The following is a 14,218-nucleotide window of genomic DNA, read 5'->3' as shown; positions in this document are numbered from 1 at the left end:
CCGATGGCCAAAGTCCGCGTAGGACGCGTAGGCGAGCAAATCAAGAAAGAGCTCAGCACGATTATTCAGACGGAGCTCAAGGATCCGCGCATCGGCTTTATTACGGTGACGGGCGTCGAGATCACGAACGACCTGTCCCAAGCGCGGGTTTACCTCAGCGTGCTGGGCAGCGATGAGCAGAAGGAAGAAACGCTTAAGGCGCTCGCGCGCAGCACCGGCTTCCTTCGCTCGGAGCTGGGCAAGCGCATCCGCTTCCGCCATACGCCGGAGCTGTTGTTCAAGTTCGACAGCAGCATCGAGTACGGCAGCCGGATCGAGTCGCTCCTGCACGACATCAACGATCGCAGCGGCGGGGATACGCAATGACCGCCGCGAACGGCGCGAGTTCGCCGGACGCTTATCGGGCGTCGCTAAAGGAGGCGCTCGACTTCCTGCGGGAAGGCAGCCGGTATCTCGTCGTCGCGCACGTGCAGCCGGACGGAGACGCCATCAGCTCGACGCTCGTCGTCGGCTGGCTGCTCCGGCAGCTGGGGAAAGAAGCGGTGCTCGTGAACGAGGGCGCGGTGCCCGCGCGGCTTCTTTTTATGGACGCGGCCGCATCCGTCGTGAATCACGGCAAGCAGCCGCTCGAAGAGAAATTCGATCGCGTCGTCGCGGTCGATTGCGCGGATTTCCGCCGGATCGGCACGGTGAAGGACTTGTTCGCGGATGGGGCAAAGCTGCTGAACGTCGATCATCATCCGACGAACGACGCCTTCGGCACGCATAACCTGATCCGGGTCGACGCCGCGGCGACGGTCGAGATCTTGCATGATCTGATCGAGTTCGCCGGCATCCCGTTCGACCGGGAAGCGGCGACGGCGGTCTATACCGGCCTGATGACCGACACAGGCGGCTTCCGCTATTCCAATACGACCCCGCGCGTCATGCAGGCGGCATCGCGCATGCTGGCCGAAGACGTGCCGGGCCATTGGATCGCCAACCATCTGCTTGAGCGCATGACGAAACCGCAGCTTTTGCTGCTGCAGCGAGGCCTCAGCCGATTGGCGTTTTCGGACGACAACCGGATCGCCTGGCTGTTCGTCACATACGCCGACATGGCGGAGACGGGCGCGGTCGGGGACGATCTGGAAGGGTTGGTCAATTATGCCCTGAACGTCGAAGGCGTGGAAGTCGGCATCTTGTTCAAAGAGACGGAGAACGGCGAAGTGAAGGTCAGCATGCGTTCATCGGGCAAGGCGGACGTCGCGGCCATCGCGCAATCCTTCGGCGGCGGCGGCCATGTCCGGGCGGCCGGCTGCCGGCTCCAGCACGGCATGGACGCCGCGATCGCGACCGTCGTGCAAACCGTAAGAGAGGCGCTGGATCGATGATGGACGGAATTTTGGCGGTATGGAAACCGGCGGGCTGGACCTCACACGATGTGGTGGCGAAGGTTCGGGGCATTCTGAAGGTCAAGCGGATCGGGCATACCGGCACGCTCGACCCGCAGGTGACCGGCGTGCTGCCGCTCTGCATCGGACGGGCGACGCGCGTCGTCGAATACGTGCAGGATCGGCCCAAGTCCTACGAGGCCGTCATGCAGTTCGGATTGGCGACGGATACCGAGGACTTGACGGGCACGGTCACGGAGCAGCTGCCCGAGGTCAAGGTGACCGAGGCGCAAATCCGCGCCGTCTTGGCGTCGTTCGTCGGCGAGATCGAACAAGTGCCGCCGATGTTCTCGGCGGTGCGCGTCGACGGCAAGCGGCTTTACGAGCTGGCCCGGGAAGGGCAGGTCGTGGAACGCAAGCCGCGCAAGGTAACGATCTACGGCTTGGAACTGCTGGAAACGCAGTTGGATCAGCCGCATCCCGTCATCCGTTTCTCCGTCGTCTGCTCCAAGGGTACGTATATCCGAACGCTGTGCGTCGATATCGGCGCCGCGCTGCGCGTGCCGTCCGTCATGGCGAAGCTGACGCGGACGATGTCCGGCGGCTTCACGGAAGCGAATTGCCTGACGCTCGAGGACGTCGCTCGGCTGAAAGCGGCCGGCGAGCTCGCGGACAAGCTGACGCCTCCCGACGAAGCGCTGGATCATTTTCCGCGGATCACCGTCAGCGGGGCGGACGTCGTGCGCGCGTTCCAAGGGAAACGGATTCCGCTTCGTGCGGTCTTGGCGCACGAACCCTACGAGCCCGAATCCTTGGTCCGCGTATACGGCGAAGACGGAGCGTTCGCCGGCGTATTTCAGCCGGATGCGGATTCCGGCACCCTGAAGGCCGTCAAAGTGTTTACGCCGACGGGAGACTAGCAAGTTGAAAAAGCAGGTGTGACCGCAGTGGAAATCATTTCTGTGCAGTACCCGATCGGCGAGTCCGCGCTGGCCCGGGACGCGTCTCCGAAGGCGCTGGCCATCGGCCACTTCGACGGCGTCCATCGGGGGCATCAAAACGTCATTTCCCATGCGATGACGTGCGCGCGTGCGGCCGGCCTCCAGGGGGCTGTGATGACGTTTCATCCCCATCCCAAGGAAGTGCTGGGCAGGAGCCCGCACTACAACGCGAGTTTGACCCCGCTCGAGGACAAACTCGAACGTTTCCGCAGGCTGGGAGTGGACGTCGTTTATATCGTGCAATTCGATTTGGATTTCGCCAAGGTGACGCCCGCCGAGTTTGTCGACGACGTGCTGAGGCCGCTGCGGGTGAGACGGGCCGTCGTCGGCTTCGATTTCACGTTCGGGGCCAGAGGCGCGGGCAAGCCGGAGACGTTATGGGCGCTTGGCGAACCGGATATTGGGGTGGAAATTGTGGAGCCATTCATGCAAGACGGAGATAAAGTAAGCAGCACGCGCATTCGCGAAGCCTTGATGAACGGCCGTCCGGAGGAAGCGGCGGAGCTGCTCGGCGAACTCTATGCCGTGCGCGGCGTGGTCGTGCAGGGCGAGGGGCGCGGCCGGACGATCGGCTTTCCGACGGCCAATATCCGGCAGGAAGACGGCTTTTTCGTTCCTCGCCAGGGCGTGTACGCCATCATGGCGGAGACGGAAGGCCGGCGGTACCCCGGCGTGCTCAACATCGGCGTCAAGCCGACGTTTCACGATAGCTTGCCCGAGCCGGTCATGGAGGCGCATTTGTTTGATTTCGACGGCGATCTGTACGGCAAGACCGTGACCGTTCAATTCGTCGCGTTCCTGCGGACGGAGAAAAAGTTCGGCGGCGTCGACGAGCTCATCGCCCAGATCCATGCCGATGCGGATCAAGCGCGGACGCTGCTGACGGCTTACAACAAGAAATAGCATTCGCATTTACTTCTGGCCTTAACCTATGTTATACTCGAAGACGTTGCGCAGTCGTACTTTTCAATCGCAGCTTCGCGCAGCAACGGAACCTTAGCTTGGCCGCCCGTCATTCACCGAACGGCGGCGAGGCTGACGGCGATTAAGAAACAAGGAGGTGAACACGGATGGCACTTACGCAAGAACGCAAGCACCAACTGATCGACGAGCACAAAACCCACGCGAACGACACGGGCTCCCCGGAAGTTCAAATCGCTATCCTGACGCAAAATATCGTCAATTTGACGGACCATCTTCGGACGCATAAGAAAGATCACCACTCGCGCCGCGGTCTGCTCAAAATGGTCGGTCAACGCCGCAAGCTGTTGGCTTACCTGAAAAACAAAGACGTAAAACGTTACAGCGCATTGATCGAAAAACTCGGCCTTCGCCGATAATAGATGCGGGGATAAAAGCAACCTGGTTGTGATGCCGCCCGGGAACGGGCGGCTGCGCTGGGTTGCTTTTTATAAATCGCATCGCCTGCTTGCATACATACATGAACACGAAGAGCCCGCTGAAGGGCTGATCTCCTCAACGTGAATACGAATCCGGCATTGGGTTTGCCGGCCGGACTTCATATACAAGTCGCTTGGAAATATGAATGCCTGCGATGGCGCCCGTTTGTAGACGGGAAGGACCGTCGCGGCAAGGAGGAACTATATGGTGCATCGCGTAGAAACTACTTTGGGCGGCCGTCCGCTCGTGCTGGAAACGGGACGTTTGGCGAAACAAGCCAACGCGGCGGTTACGGTCAAGTACGGCGAAACGGTCGTGTTGTGTACCGTCGTCGCGTCCAACGAACCGAAAAATCTCGATTTTTTCCCGCTCACGGTCAACTATGAAGAGCGGTTGTACGCCGTGGGCAAAATCCCCGGCGGCTTCATCAAGCGCGAAGGCCGCCCGAGCGAAAAGGCGATTCTGGCGAGCCGGCTCACGGACCGTCCGATTCGTCCGTTGTTCCCGGATGGCTTCCGCAACGAAGTCCAAATCGCGAACATCGTCATGAGCGTGGATCAAGACTGCACGCCTGAAATCGCGGCGATGATCGGCACGTCCGCGGCGCTTACGATCTCGGACATTCCGTTCAACGGACCGATCGGCGGCGTCGTCGTCGGCCGCCTCGACGGCCAGTTCATCATCAATCCGACGGTGGAACAGGAAGCGAAGAGCGACATTTACGTCGTCGTCGCGGGAACGAAGGACGCCATCATGATGGTCGAAGCGGAAGCGAACGAAGTGCCGGAGGAAGTCATGCTCGAAGCCATCATGTTCGGCCATGACGAGATCCGCCGCATCGTCGCGAAGATCGAAGAGCTGCAGGCTCTCGCCGGCAAGCCGAAGATCGAAGTGAAGCTGCACGCCGTAGACGGAGGCGTCAACGAAGCGGTGCGCGCGTTCGCGAAGGAACGGCTGGTCGAAGCCGTTCGCGTCGTCGAGAAGCACGCGCGCCAAGAGGCGATCGACGCGGTGAACGCGGACGCCATCGCGCACTTCGAAGTGGAGTACGCGGAGACGCCGGAGCTGCTCGGCGACGTCAAGGAAGTACTGTACGATATTGTTAAGGAAGAAGTGCGCCGACTGATCACGCACGACAAAGTCCGTCCGGATGGACGGGCCTTGAGCGAAATCCGTCCGATCGAATGCGACGTCGCGCTGCTGCCCCGCACGCACGGCTCCGGCCTGTTCACGCGCGGCCAGACGCAAGCGCTCAGCATTTGTACGCTCGGCGCCCTCGGCGACGTGCAAATTCTCGACGGCATCGACCTGGAAGAAACGAAGCGCTTCATGCATCACTATAACTTCCCGCCGTTCAGCGTCGGCGAAGCAAGACCGCTCCGCGCTCCGGGCCGCCGCGAAATCGGTCACGGCGCGCTCGGCGAGCGCGCCTTGTCGAAGGTCATTCCGAGCGAAACCGAATTCCCGTACACGATCCGCCTCGTGTCCGAAGTGCTGGAATCGAACGGCTCCACGAGCCAGGCCAGCATTTGCGCCAGCACCTTGGCGATGATGGATGCCGGCGTGCCGATCAAGGCGCCTGTCGCGGGCATCGCGATGGGATTGATCAAGGATGGCGATCATTTCTCCATTCTGTCGGACATCCAGGGCATGGAAGACCATCTCGGCGACATGGACTTCAAGGTTGCCGGCACGGCTGCCGGCGTGACGGCCATTCAAATGGACATCAAAATCGACGGCATTGACCGCGCGATCTTGTCGCAGTCGCTGGAACAGGCGCGCGAAGGCCGCGTTTTCATCCTCGGCAAAATGAACGAAGTGATGCAAACGCCGCGTACGAACCTGTCGCCTTATGCGCCGAAGATCGTCATCATGAAGATCAACCCGGATAAGATCCGCGACGTCATCGGGTCCGGCGGCAAGATCATCAACAAGATCATCGACGAGACCGGCGTTAAAATCGATATCGAGCAGGACGGCACGGTATTCATCGCCTCGTCCAACGCCGAGGCGAACGAACGCGCGAAGCAGATCATCGAAGGCATCGTCCGCGAAGTCGTGGTCGGCGAGATTTACACGGGCACGGTCAAGCGCATCGAGAAATTCGGCTGCTTCGTCGAGATTTTGCCGAACAAGGACGGGCTTATCCATATTTCGCAGGTTGCGCAGGAGCGCATCGCGAAGGTCGAGGACGTCCTCAAGATCGGAGATCAAGTGACGGTCAAGGTCACGGAAATCGACGCCCAGGGCCGGATCAATCTGTCCCGCAAGGCGCTGCTCACGCCGGAAGTACCGGCTCAGCAGTCATAATCACCGCTTGAGAATGGAAGGAGGCAGGGCAACCTGTCTCCTTTTTTGCATCCTCCGCATTCTTCTTCTCATATTGTGGGCCGAGCCATAATAAGATGAAAGAGAAGGGGGGGACAATGCCATGAAGCTGAAAAAGGGAATCTTCATGCTGCTGACTATGTGCGCGCTGTTGATCGCGGTTCGGCTGAACGGCCCGTTGTCGGCCTATGTGTCCGCGATGAAGCGGGGGGACGCTGCGGTTTTCGCCTCCGCGCCGTCCGAGCCGTCGCCGCAAGGCAAAGCCTCCCTGCGCGAGACGATACAAACCGAGGCGGAGAGGAAGCGGATCGCCCCGGTGGATGCGCGCGTCGACCGCGTGTGGAAGGCGATTCCGGGCTACAACGGTCTCGAAGTCGACGTCGACAAGACGTATCGGTTGATGCTGCACGCTCCCGAAACTCAGCCGATCCGGTTCGTGTACAGGGAAGTGAAGCCCAAGGTGAACCTGGACGACCTCGGCCGCGTCCCCATCTATAAAGGCAATCCGAATAAGCCGATGGTCGCGCTCATGATCAACGTCGCTTGGGGTAACGAGTACATCCCGTCCATGCTCCAGACGCTGAAGAACGAGAACGTCAAAGCGACCTTCTTCTTCGACGGTTCTTGGCTGAAGAAGAACGCGGACGCGGCGAAACGGATCCAAGCGGACGGGCACGAGATTTCGAACCACGCCTACACGCATCCCAATATGAGTCAGCTCGACCGCAACGCGGCGTATAATCAGATCGCCAAGACGGAAGCGCTGCTCAAATCGACGCTGAACGTGAACAATCGCTGGTTCGCGCCGCCTTCGGGCGACTACAATCAGATGACCGTCGACGTCGCCGCCGAGCAGGGACTGAAGACCGTGCTGTGGACGCTCGACACCGTCGATTGGAAACATCCGCCCGCGTATGCGATCGTGCAGAAGATCCGCGCGCGCGTGGAACCGGGCTCGCTCATTCTCATGCATCCGACGGATTCGTCCAGCCAGGCGCTCGAAGGCATGATCAAGGCGATCAAAGGAAAAGGGCTCATGCTCGGGACCGTCAGCGAAACGCTTTCCTCCGATCGGGCGTCCTTAGTTGAGGCGGGACCGTAATTTTGTTATAGTGAAGTCAATAATTTCATGCTGTTGCCGTAGGAGGCGTCTAGATTGAACAACTATAAACTTAGCAACGGCCTGCGCGTCGTTGTGGAATACATTCCGACCTGCCGCTCCGTCTCGTTCGGCGTTTGGGTCAAAACGGGTTCCCGGAACGAAACGCCGGACAATAACGGCATTTCGCACTTCATCGAGCACATGTTATTCAAAGGGACCGACCGTCGCAGCGCCAAAGACATCGCCGACCTGTTCGACGGAATCGGCGGCAACGTGAACGCGTTCACGGCCAAAGAGTATACGTGCTATTTCGCCAAGGTACTGGACCAGCATTTGCCGATCGCCGTGGATGCCCTGGCCGATATGTTCTTCCATTCCAAGATGGACCCGGCGGAGCTGGCGAAGGAAAAGAACGTCATTTTGGAAGAAATTTCGATGTACGAGGATACGCCGGACGACAAGGTGCACGACGAAGCTTCGCGCGCGGCCTTCGGCGACCATCCGCTGGCCTATTCCATTCTCGGTCTTGAAGACCGGCTCGGCGCGATGAACGGCGATACGCTTCGCGGCTACATGGACGGACATTACCGCATCGACAACACGGTCATCGCCGTCGCGGGCAACGTGGAGGAAGGGCCGCTGTTGGAACTGCTCGAGCAGCATTTCGGCGCGTTCAAGACAACCGGTTCGGAGCGCGAAGTCTCGTCGCCGAGCTTCAACGGCAATTATTTGTTTCATAAGAAGAAGACGGAGCAAAACCATATCTGCATCTCGTTCCCGGGCTGCTCGATCGCGGACCCGCTGCAGTATGCGATGATTCTGCTGAACAACGCGATCGGCGGGGGCATGAGCTCCAGGCTGTTCCAGGAAATCCGCGAGAAGCGGGGATTGGCGTATTCCGTGTATTCGTATCACACGTCGTACGCGGACAGCGGCTTGTTCACCGTCTATGCGGGAACGGCTCCGAAGCAGACGAAGGAAGTGCTGGACCTGACGCTCGAGCAGATGCACGACCTTGCGACGAAAGGGTTGACGGACGCGGAGCTGCACCGCGGCAAGGAACAGCTGAAAGGCAGTCTGATCCTCAGCCTCGAGAGCACGAGCAGCCGCATGAACCGCTTGGGCAAAAACGAGCTCATGCTGGGGCGGCACTTCACGCTGGACGAGATGCTGGAGCGGATCGACGCCGTGAAGATGGACGACATCCGCGCCGTAACGAAGCGCATCCTGTCCGTGCCTTTCGCCGTTGCGATGGTCGGAAGCAACGACAAAGCGGCTGCGGCCATCGGGAGGGATTCGCTTGTATCAAGTGTCGATTAAGCGGCTTCCCGGCAACGAAGACATCCCGCTGCCGCGCAAAATGTCCGAGCTGGCCGCAGGTTTCGACCTGCATGCGGCCGTGACGGAGCCGGAAACGCTGCAGCCCGGAGAGCGCAAGCTCTTTCCGACAGGCTTCGCGATGGCGATGCCGGCGGGACTCGAAGCGCAAATTCGACCGCGCAGCGGCCTGGCGTTCAAGCACGGCATCACGTGCCTGAATTCGCCGGGCACGATCGACGCGGACTATCGCGGCGAAGTGAAGGTGCTGCTGATCAATCTCGGCCAGCAGCCGTTCGCGATCGAACGCGGCGAACGCATCGCCCAGATGCTGTTCCAGCTTGTACCCGAGGTTGCGATTACGGAAGCGGCCGAGCTGCCCGAAACCGTGCGCGGCGCGGGCGGGTTCGGGCATACGGGCGTTTAAAGGCAGACGGCAAGTCTCGTTTTTCGACAAATGAAAGCACCGGAGCGTCGGCTCCGGTGCTTTTTTCATTTTCGCCTCAAATGCGCAAAACGGCTTCACCACGCTCTGGGCGGGTGCATAAGATGGTCTATAACCAAGAGCGAACAACTGTCAACCGGGCAGCCTTAACGCGGGCCGACGGTTGCGGTTTGTAATGCCGACCGAACCGCCGATTCACGCGGCGCGTATCGGTTGCCGCTGAAAGGAGTGATACCCTTATGCTGACAGGAGTTCAGGTCGTGCTTCTAGGTGGCGACGCTCGAGGATTGGAAGTCATCCGGAAGCTGACCGAGCTCGATGCAACGGTGACGGTCGCGGGGTTCGACCAGCTTCATTCTTCGCTTGACGGCGCCGTACGTGCCGAGATGAGCGAATCGCTGTTCGTTAACGCGGACGCGCTAGTTCTGCCTGCGGTCGGGACCGACGACGAAGGCAAGATCGTGGCCGTGTTCAGCGACCAGGAACTGGTGCTGACCGACGAATACGTCGCCAAGCTGCCGAAGCATTGCAAGGTTTACGCCGGCATGGCCAAACCGTACTTGCGCGATCTGTGCCAGAAGCACGGCATTGCGCTCGTCGAACTGTTCGACCGGGACGACGTGGCCATCTATAATTCGATTCCGACCGCGGAAGGCGCCGTCATGATGGCGATGCAGAACACGGACATTACGATTCACGGCTCGTCGTGCATGGTGCTCGGCATCGGGCGGACGGGGTTGACGCTGGCGCGGACGCTGCAAGGTTTGGGCGCGAAAGTGAAGGTCGGCGTACGCCGGGAAGAGCATTTCGCAAGGGCGTACGAGATGGGTTTCGAGCCTTTTTATATCAAGGATTTGCTGCAATACGTGGGGAATATTGACTTGCTTTTTAATACAATTCCGACTATGATAGTCACAGCGCAAATTATAGCAAATTTGCCCTCGCGAGCGGTCATAATCGACCTTGCTTCGAAGCCCGGCGGAACCGATTTCCGGTTCGCCGAGAAGCGCGGAATCAAGGCGTTGCTCGCCCCCGGTCTACCAGGAATCGTCGCACCCAAAACCGCTGGACGCATCATCGCGGATTGTTTAAGCCGATTGATTATGGAAGATTCCAGGTTACGGGGGAATGAGCAATGAAATGGCAAGGCAAAACGGTGGGTTACGCGCTCTCCGGTTCTCACTGTACGTTCGCGGAGGTCATGCCGGTCATCCAGCGATTCGTAGACGAAGGCGCGAACGTCGTGCCGATCGTCACGCAGACGCTTCTTACGACGGATACCCGGTTCGGAACGGCGGCAGAATGGCAGCGTCAGCTGACATCCATTACCGGAAACGACATCATTTCGACCATTGTCGACGCAGAGCCCCTGGGGCCGTCCAAACTGCTCGACGTACTCGTCATTGCGCCTTGCACGGGCAATACGACGAGCAAACTGGCGAACGCGCAAACCGACAGCCCGGTCCTTATGGCGGCCAAAGCGCAAATGCGCAATCAGCGTCCGCTCGTGCTGGCCATCTCGACCAACGACGGGCTTGGTTTGAATGCGGCCAATATCGCGAAACTATTAGTATGCAAAAACGTGTATTTCGTGCCGTTCGGGCAGGATAATCCGATCCAGAAGCCGAATTCGCTCGTCGCGAAAATGGAGCTGGTACCCGAAACGTGCGAAGCGGCTTTGAACGGCAAGCAGCTTCAACCGCTGCTCGTCGAGCGCGCTTAAATCTCGCAAGTTCATCCCGTATGCAATTGGAGCAATCCTTGACATAAGTTTTTTTAAAGGGGAGACGACAGCCAATGTCACAGCAGAAGATGTTTAACGTCGCCGTAGTCGGGGCGACAGGCGCAGTAGGCGAACAAATTATCGGGTTGCTCGAGAAGCGCGATTTCCCGATCGCGGAACTGAAATTGCTCTCGTCCGCTCGCTCCGCGGGCAAAAAAGTGACGTTCAAAGGCAAGGAATATACGGTCGAAGAAGCGACGCCGGAGAGCTTCAAAGGCGTCGAAATCGCTTTGTTCAGCGCGGGCGGCGACGTGTCGAAAGCACTTGCCCCCCACGCCGTGAAGCACGGCGCGGTTTGCATCGACAATACGAACGCGTACCGCATGGATCCGGATACGCCGCTTGTCGTGCCCGAAGTCAACCTCGACAAAGTGAACGAACATAAAGGCATCATCGCCAATCCGAACTGCTCCACCATCCAAATGGTGGCGGCGCTCAAGCCGCTGCAGGACAAATACGGCATTTCCCGCATCATCGTTTCCACGTATCAAGCCGTCTCGGGAGCAGGAAGCCGCGCGATCGACGAAATGCTTCGCCAGACGCGCGAAGTGCTCGACGGCAACGAAGCGAATCCGGACATTTTGCCGGTCGGCTCTTTGCCGGTGAAGCATCAAATCGCATTCAACGCGATTCCGCAAATCGATAAGTTCCAAGATAACGGCTATACGCTCGAAGAATTGAAAATGGTCCGCGAAACGAAAAAAATCATGGACGACGAGTCGATCGACGTGACGGCGACTTGCGTTCGGATCCCCGTCGTTTACGGTCACTCGGAGTCGGTTTACGTCGAATTGAAACAGGATTATGAACTGGAAGACGTCAAGAAACTGCTTGCTGACGCTCCGGGCGTCGTTCTGGTCGATGACCCTGCAGGGCAACGCTACCCGCTCGCAACCGATGCGGCCGGTAAGCCGGATGTCTTCGTCGGTCGTCTGCGCCGTGACCTCGGTCATGCACGCGGCCTTAACTTGTGGATCGTATCTGATAATCTGCTAAAGGGCGCGGCATGGAACGCCGTCCAAATCGCAGAATATATCGCCATCGAGAAACCATAAATCATCCTCCTTGCAAGCAGGTTGTCAGACGGACGATCCGGCGGGCTTCACAGTCGGATACGGAGGTTTGACCATGCATATCCTCGTGCAGAAGTTCGGCGGCACTTCGCTGTCGTCGAAAGAAGCGAGAGAATTGGTAATCAAGCATATCCAAAGAGAGCGGCAACGACAGTACCAACTCGTCGTTGTCGTCTCTGCAATGGGGCGAAAAGGCGATCCGTACGCAACGGACACGCTGCTGTCGCTCATCGCGGAGCACGGCGATGCGCTGCCGGTCAAGGAGCGCGATCTGCTTCAAGGCTGCGGCGAAATCATCTCCGCGTCGGTGCTGTGCAGCCTGCTGCGCGCCGCGGGCATTCCGGCCATCGCGCTAACGGGCGGCGGGGCAGGCATTATTACGGATAATCAATTCGGCAAGGCGCGGATCTTGGAAATCCGCACCGATCGGATCCGCCATGCGCTTCAGGCGGGCAACGTCGTTATCGTGACGGGATTTCAAGGCGTTACGGAATCCGGCGATTTCACGACGCTCGGCAGGGGCGGCAGCGATACGTCGGCCACGGCGCTCGGCGCCGCGCTTCAAGCGGCGCGCGTCGATATCTATACGGACGTGAACGGGATATTGACCGCGGATCCGCGAATCGTCAAGGACGCGCGGGCATTGTCCGTCATCAGCTACGGGGAAGTCGGAAACATGGCGAGACAAGGAGCCAAGGTCATTCATCCCCGAGCCGTGGAGATCGCCCAGCAGGCACGCATTCCGCTGCGGGTGCGCTCTACTTTTTCGGAAGAGGAGGGCACGCTCGTCACGGATGTAAGCGACGTCCTTCATTCCGGCGCCGTTCGCGATCGGCATGTCATCGGCGTCGCGCATGTGAGCGGCGTTACGCAGATTACCGTGCAGGCGCAAGAAGGACATGCGGACGTCCAACTGCAGGTGTTCCAGGCGATGGCGAGGCATCATATCAGCGTCGACTTCATTAATGTCAATCCCGGTGGAGCGGTGTATACCGTATTTGACCAGGACGCGGACAAAGCGGTGGCGGTCCTGCAAGAAATCGGTTATTCGCCGCGGGCGGTCAACGGCTGCGCGAAAATCTCGGTCATCGGCGGAGGCATGAACGGCGTGCCCGGCATCATGGCCCGGATCGTGGAAGCTTTGACGGAAGAGGGCATCCCGATTTTGCAGTCGGCGGACTCCAACACAACGATATGGGTACTGGTGCGGGAGAGCTATATGGCAAGCGCGCTTCAGTCGCTGCACGCGAAATTCGCACTGCATGATATTAAAGAGCTGAAGTGAATGCTGCTATCGCAAAATGATAGCCAATGCTTACGAAGTGAATTTTGCTGCGCAAAATTCAAGCTTATGCGTACGAAGTGAATTTTGCTGCGCAAAATTCAAGCCAATGCTTGCGAAGTGAATTTTTGCTTCCGCAAATATTCTGAGGAGGAATAATCGTGGATTTCGGACGTTTGATTACAGCGATGGTTACGCCTTTCTCGGCGGACGGTTCGATCGACTGGGAGACGACGGGGCGTTTATTGGATTACTTAATCGAAGATCAACTCAGCGACGGCGTCGTCGTCTGCGGCACGACCGGCGAATCGCCGACGGTGAGCGACGAGGAGAAGCAGGCGCTGTTCGCGTTCGCCGTGAAGCATGCCCGCGGCCGCTGCAAGATTATCGCGGGCACCGGCAGCAACGATACGGCGCACTCCATTCATGTGACCCGAATCGCGGAACAATGTGGCGTCGACGCCGTGCTGCTCGTCGCGCCCTATTATAACAAGCCGACGCAAGAAGGGTTGTACCAGCATTTCAAGGCCATCGCGGAATCGACGTCCTTGCCGGTTATGCTTTATAACGTGCCGGGCCGTACGATCGTCAGCCTGTCCGCCGCGACGACGCTGCGTCTGGCGCAGCTGCCTAACGTTGTCGCCACGAAGGAATGCGCGGCGCTCGACCAAGTGGCCGAAATCGTCATGGGCGCCCCGGAAGGCTTCTTGGTCTATAGCGGCGACGACAGCTCGGCGCTGCCGGCGCTCGCCGTCGGCGCGCACGGCGTCGTGAGCGTGGCGAGCCATATCATCGGCAAGCCGATGAAGGCGATGATCCAAGCGTATCTGGACGGTGACGTAAGCCGAGCGACGAAGCTGCACGGCGAGCAACTGCCGATCTTCAAAGGACTGTTCGACCTCCCGAATCCGGTCCTGGTCAAAGCGGCGCTGTCGTTTCAAGGCCTGCCGGTCGGCGGCGTGCGGCTGCCTCTGGTCGCGGCGAGCGAGAGCGAGCTAGAAACGCTGCGCCGCGTTTTAAAGCAAGAGGCGTAAAGCTCTGCCGGACGTACACTGCTGCATTCGTCAAAAACCGATGCGCTAGCATCGGTTTTTTGTTTCAGCGGCCCGGCTG

The 14,218-nt window shown here is 59.3% G+C and carries 14 protein-coding genes; all 14 read left to right on the top strand.

Going from position 1 to position 14,218, the window contains the following annotated elements; genetic code table 11:
- The first annotated feature begins 3 nt into the window (after positions 1–3).
- The 14 genes from rbfA (at position 4) to dapA (ending at position 14,139) form a co-directional block, all read left to right on the top strand.
- The gene (gene rbfA / locus I8J29_RS20540; RefSeq protein ID WP_208849368.1) at positions 4–366 is read left to right on the top strand and encodes a 30S ribosome-binding factor RbfA; all 363 of its coding nucleotides are present in this window, start codon (positions 4–6) and stop codon (positions 364–366) included.
- A complete protein-coding gene (locus tag I8J29_RS20535) occupies positions 363–1,373 on the top strand; it encodes a DHH family phosphoesterase (RefSeq protein ID WP_208849367.1) in 1,011 nt (336 codons plus the stop codon). The genes rbfA and I8J29_RS20535 overlap by 4 nt, the downstream gene beginning before the upstream one ends.
- On the top strand, positions 1,370–2,293 hold the full coding sequence (gene truB, locus I8J29_RS20530) for a tRNA pseudouridine(55) synthase TruB (RefSeq protein WP_420831142.1): 924 nt from the start codon (positions 1,370–1,372) through the stop codon (positions 2,291–2,293). Before I8J29_RS20535 ends, truB begins: the two co-directional genes overlap by 4 nt.
- Positions 2,294–2,320: 27 nt before the next feature.
- A complete protein-coding gene (locus I8J29_RS20525; protein ID WP_208849366.1) occupies positions 2,321–3,277 on the top strand; it encodes a bifunctional riboflavin kinase/FAD synthetase in 957 nt (318 codons plus the stop codon).
- 167 nt (positions 3,278–3,444) lie between these two features.
- Positions 3,445–3,714, top strand: coding sequence for a 30S ribosomal protein S15 (gene rpsO / locus I8J29_RS20520; RefSeq protein WP_090574209.1), 270 nt, complete (start codon positions 3,445–3,447; stop codon positions 3,712–3,714).
- A gap of 265 nt (positions 3,715–3,979) precedes the next feature.
- Positions 3,980–6,085, top strand: a complete 2,106-nt coding sequence (gene pnp, locus I8J29_RS20515) for a polyribonucleotide nucleotidyltransferase (RefSeq protein WP_208849365.1) — start codon at positions 3,980–3,982, stop codon at positions 6,083–6,085.
- A gap of 121 nt (positions 6,086–6,206) precedes the next feature.
- A complete protein-coding gene (locus I8J29_RS20510; protein WP_208849364.1) occupies positions 6,207–7,205 on the top strand; it encodes a polysaccharide deacetylase family protein in 999 nt (332 codons plus the stop codon).
- Positions 7,206–7,259: 54 nt separating this feature from the next.
- On the top strand, positions 7,260–8,525 hold the full coding sequence (locus tag I8J29_RS20505; protein ID WP_208849363.1) for a M16 family metallopeptidase: 1,266 nt from the start codon (positions 7,260–7,262) through the stop codon (positions 8,523–8,525).
- Positions 8,506–8,949, top strand: a complete 444-nt coding sequence (gene dut / locus I8J29_RS20500) for a dUTP diphosphatase (protein ID WP_208849362.1) — start codon at positions 8,506–8,508, stop codon at positions 8,947–8,949. Before I8J29_RS20505 ends, dut begins: the two co-directional genes overlap by 20 nt.
- Positions 8,950–9,206: 257 nt before the next feature.
- Positions 9,207–10,106, top strand: a complete 900-nt coding sequence (dpsA, locus tag I8J29_RS20495) for a dipicolinate synthase subunit DpsA (protein ID WP_090637541.1) — start codon at positions 9,207–9,209, stop codon at positions 10,104–10,106.
- A complete protein-coding gene (locus I8J29_RS20490) occupies positions 10,103–10,690 on the top strand; it encodes a dipicolinate synthase subunit B (RefSeq protein WP_208849361.1) in 588 nt (195 codons plus the stop codon). The genes dpsA and I8J29_RS20490 overlap by 4 nt, the downstream gene beginning before the upstream one ends.
- 74 nt (positions 10,691–10,764) lie before the next feature.
- The gene (locus I8J29_RS20485) at positions 10,765–11,805 is read left to right on the top strand and encodes an aspartate-semialdehyde dehydrogenase (protein WP_208849360.1); all 1,041 of its coding nucleotides are present in this window, start codon (positions 10,765–10,767) and stop codon (positions 11,803–11,805) included.
- Positions 11,806–11,878: 73 nt separating this feature from the next.
- Positions 11,879–13,108 carry an aspartate kinase gene (gene dapG / locus I8J29_RS20480; protein ID WP_208849359.1) on the top strand — a complete coding sequence of 410 codons (1,230 nt, stop codon included), beginning with the start codon at positions 11,879–11,881 and terminating at the stop codon, positions 13,106–13,108.
- Between the two features lie 158 nt (positions 13,109–13,266).
- Positions 13,267–14,139: a 4-hydroxy-tetrahydrodipicolinate synthase gene (dapA, locus tag I8J29_RS20475; RefSeq protein ID WP_208849358.1), complete on the top strand. Its 873-nt coding sequence runs from the start codon at positions 13,267–13,269 to the stop codon at positions 14,137–14,139.
- Positions 14,140–14,218: the final 79 nt, after the last annotated feature.

Origin of the sequence: Paenibacillus artemisiicola, from assembly GCF_017652985.1 — a bacterium.
Classification (GTDB): domain Bacteria; phylum Bacillota; class Bacilli; order Paenibacillales; family Paenibacillaceae; genus Paenibacillus_Z; species Paenibacillus_Z artemisiicola.
The sequence above is the reverse complement of the archived record's forward strand: the minus strand, read 5'-3'. Positions and strand labels throughout refer to the sequence as shown.

Excerpts from the sequence above, each read along its gene's own strand:
- dapG (WP_208849359.1), top strand. The coding sequence starts at position 11,879 with ATGCATATCCTCGTGCAGAAGTTCGGCGGCACTTCGCTGTCGTCGAAA.
- I8J29_RS20485 (WP_208849360.1), top strand. The coding sequence starts at position 10,765 with ATGTCACAGCAGAAGATGTTTAACGTCGCCGTAGTCGGGGCGACAGGC.
- pnp (WP_208849365.1), top strand. The coding sequence starts at position 3,980 with ATGGTGCATCGCGTAGAAACTACTTTGGGCGGCCGTCCGCTCGTGCTG.
- truB (WP_420831142.1), top strand. The coding sequence starts at position 1,370 with ATGATGGACGGAATTTTGGCGGTATGGAAACCGGCGGGCTGGACCTCA.
- I8J29_RS20535 (WP_208849367.1), top strand. The coding sequence starts at position 363 with ATGACCGCCGCGAACGGCGCGAGTTCGCCGGACGCTTATCGGGCGTCG.
- I8J29_RS20510 (WP_208849364.1), top strand. The coding sequence starts at position 6,207 with ATGAAGCTGAAAAAGGGAATCTTCATGCTGCTGACTATGTGCGCGCTG.
- dpsA (WP_090637541.1), top strand. The coding sequence starts at position 9,207 with ATGCTGACAGGAGTTCAGGTCGTGCTTCTAGGTGGCGACGCTCGAGGA.
- rbfA (WP_208849368.1), top strand. The coding sequence starts at position 4 with ATGGCCAAAGTCCGCGTAGGACGCGTAGGCGAGCAAATCAAGAAAGAG.
- I8J29_RS20490 (WP_208849361.1), top strand. The coding sequence starts at position 10,103 with ATGAAATGGCAAGGCAAAACGGTGGGTTACGCGCTCTCCGGTTCTCAC.
- rpsO (WP_090574209.1), top strand. The coding sequence starts at position 3,445 with ATGGCACTTACGCAAGAACGCAAGCACCAACTGATCGACGAGCACAAA.